The organism is Cellulomonas sp. IC4_254 (genome assembly GCF_011603975.1).
Lineage (GTDB): Bacteria > Actinomycetota > Actinomycetes > Actinomycetales > Cellulomonadaceae > Cellulomonas.
This window is the reverse complement of sequence record NZ_JAANNB010000369.1, coordinates 1-1,385: the sequence shown is the minus strand read 5'-3', so window position 1 is coordinate 1,385 and position 1,385 is coordinate 1. Positions and strand designations below refer to the sequence as shown.

Sequence of the window (1,385 nt, the reverse complement as noted above, 5' to 3'; positions counted from 1 at the left end):
CCGCGAGCGCCCGCATCCGCCCCTCGACGTCCGCCAGCGCCGCTGGGTCCCCGGCGAGCGCCGCGTCGAGCGCCCGGGCCAGCCCGGGGTCGCGCGGCGCCTCGGGCGGCCACGCCCCGCACGCCCGCACCAGCGGCCCGACGACCCCCGCGTGCGACCCCGCGACGGCGGCGAGCGCGCCCGCCGCCGCGCGTGCCGGGTCGTACCCGGAGGGGTCCCGGGCCCAGGCGCCGACGGTCGCCAGCGGCAGCCGGGACGGCAGCGCCTCGATCATGGCGTTGGCGACGACCCCGTCGAGCGGCAGCCCGTCGACGTCGCCCGGCCGGCCGGTGAGCGGCCCCAGGAACAGCCGGGTGCGGTCGAAGTCGTTGACCGGGAAGTTGTCCCACAGCACGATGCGCCGGCCGAACGCGGCGGCCGCCTCGAGCACGTCGTCCCGGGTGATCGTGCCGACGACGATGTCCCGGCCGGTCCACAGCACTCGGGCGTCGGCGGGCAGGGTGGCGGCGAGGGCGTCACGGTACGCGGAGCGGCCGCAGCCGGCGTAGTCGGTGGGGCACACCGTCATCGGCCCGGTCAGGCCGCGCGGGAGCAGGAACGCCTCGCGGAATCGTGCGGCCGTCTCGCCGTGCGCGCGGCCGCTGCCCGCCTGACCGGTGCCGTACGCGGCGACGTCCTCGGGGTGCGGCAGGTCGTACGGCACGTCGTCGAACAGCAGCCACACGTCCTGGACGCCGGCGGCGCGGACCTGCTCGGCCTTGGCGGCCAGCGCCGCGTGCTCGGCGTCGTCGGAGTACCGCATCGACAGGCCGGGGGCGACCGACCACACGAACCGCACCCTCGCGCCGGCCGCGCGGGCGGCGAGCTCGCCGAGCCGGTCCAGCTCCGCGGCGGGGTACGGCTCGCGCCACCGCTCGCGGTGCCACGGGTCGTCCTTCGGCGCGTAGAGGTACGTATCGAGGCCGAGCGCGGGCGCGGCGTCGAGCAGCGCGAGCCGCTCGTCGTGCCGCCAGGGCGGTCCGTAGAACCCCTCGACGACCCCGGCGGACAGCCGGCCGGCCGCGCCGGCGGGTCCCGCGTCGGCGGAAGGGCGTGCGGGCTCGTGCGGTCGGCGTCGACGCGGCATGCGGACCAGCCCACCAGCGCGGACGTCGGGTTGTCAATCGCCGCACATCTGCGCGCGGCCGAACATCTAGACGTCGCCGCCGGTGCTCGCCGACCCGCCACCGCCCCTCGATATGGGATCGATTGCAGCGTACGATCGGTGCGACCACCCGCGCGACGACGCACGAGGAGCACGATGAGCCGGCCACGCCAGACCACGGGCGCGCCCCTGTCCAACGCACCGGCGGGCACCCAGCCCCGGGACCTGCCACCCCACCCCC

General features: G+C 77.7%; 1 protein-coding gene. It reads right to left on the bottom strand.

What is annotated here, in order from left to right:
- The coding region (locus G6556_RS18840; protein WP_205693772.1) for a beta-N-acetylglucosaminidase domain-containing protein at positions 1 to 1,126 on the bottom strand (1,126 nt) is incomplete at its 3' end.
- Positions 1,127 to 1,385: the final 259 nt, after the last annotated feature.